Origin of the sequence: Ornithinimicrobium cerasi (genome assembly GCF_003702705.1) — a bacterium.
Classification (GTDB): Bacteria; Actinomycetota; Actinomycetes; order Actinomycetales; family Dermatophilaceae; genus Ornithinicoccus; species Ornithinicoccus cerasi.
In genome coordinates this window covers 1-1,176 of the sequence record NZ_QZMN01000064.1, presented here as the reverse complement: position 1 = coordinate 1,176, position 1,176 = coordinate 1, and the positions used below count along the sequence as shown (strand labels likewise).

Here is a 1,176-nt window from a genome sequence, read left to right as displayed (position 1 = left end):
GGGTGTCCCGCGCAGAACACCCCTTCACGGCGCCGGTCTGACAAGGGCCGACCTCGCCTGGCGGCTGCCCTTCAGGCGCCCACTGCAGCGTCGTCGGACCCGGAGCGCGGCACGCAGCGCGGCCCTTGTCGAGACCGTGCACGCTTGGGATCGTTGACCATGGTGACCGCGCCGAACACACCCACGGCGGAAGACTTTCGCGCGTGCATGGCAGGAGCTCCGCGAATCGTCCACACTGCGTCGGGACCGGTGGAATATGCAGAGCGAGGGCACGGTGAGGCGATCCTCTCCGTCCACGGCTCGCAGGGCGGGTGGGATCAAGGCCTCGTGGCAGGGGAGTACCTGCGCCTGAACGGCTTCAGGATCATCGCTCCCAGCAGGCCCGGGTACCTGGGCACACCGCTGTCGGCCGGGCGAACGTTCGCGCAGCAGGCAGATGCCCTGGCGGCTCTCCTCGACGCCCTGCAGATCGATCGCGTCATCGTGATCGCTGTCTCGGGCGGCGGCCCGGCGGGTTACGAGCTCGCTGCGAAGCACGGTGAGCGCATCAGCAGACTCGTCCAGGTCGACGCCGTGTGCCTGACCGACCGCGGCCCGAGCCGGATCGCGCAACTGGCAGCCCAGGACTTCCTCCTCGAGGCGGTGATCTGGCTCCTGAGGCGCGCCACGAAGCCGACACTGACCGCGCTGATGCGGTCCTTCGGCACCTACACCCGGCAAGCCGCCTCCGAGCGCGCGGCGATGCTGGCCGCACTCCCCGGGCGGACCTCGTGGCTGGAAGCCACGCTTGCAGCCTCCCTGGGCGTGGCCCGGCGACGCCAGGGAATGAAGAACGACTTCACTCCTGGTCACCCTGTGCCCCTGGACGCCATCGCGTGCCCGACCCTGATCGTCCACGGCCGCTTGGACAAGGTCGTCCCGCCAACCCAGGCCGAGCACGCTCACGCCCACATCACCGGTTCCGAGCTCTACTGGATGGACGGATCACACCTCGCGTTCGCTCTCGAGGCTGCCGACACCGCACCTGCCTACGTCGCGAACTGGCTGCGCGACAGTCGCTAGATTGCCCTCAGCGAGGGCTGCGCGACGGTGTCGCCTCAGGTGACGCTTCTGGCTCTCATCCATCGAGTTCCTCGTGAGCGCACCACGCTGCAGCACTTCACCGTGCACCCCGGA

The 1,176-nt window shown here is 68.9% G+C and carries 1 protein-coding gene; it reads left to right on the top strand.

Annotated features, from left to right (window positions below; all coding sequences use genetic code 11):
- Nucleotides 1–159 precede the first annotated feature (159 nt).
- A complete protein-coding gene (locus D4B81_RS17805) occupies nt 160–1,062 on the top strand; it encodes an alpha/beta fold hydrolase (protein ID WP_122263985.1) in 903 nt (300 codons plus the stop codon).
- Nucleotides 1,063–1,176 lie beyond the last annotated feature (114 nt).

Excerpts from the sequence above, each read along its gene's own strand:
- D4B81_RS17805 (WP_122263985.1), top strand. The coding sequence starts at position 160 with ATGGTGACCGCGCCGAACACACCCACGGCGGAAGACTTTCGCGCGTGC.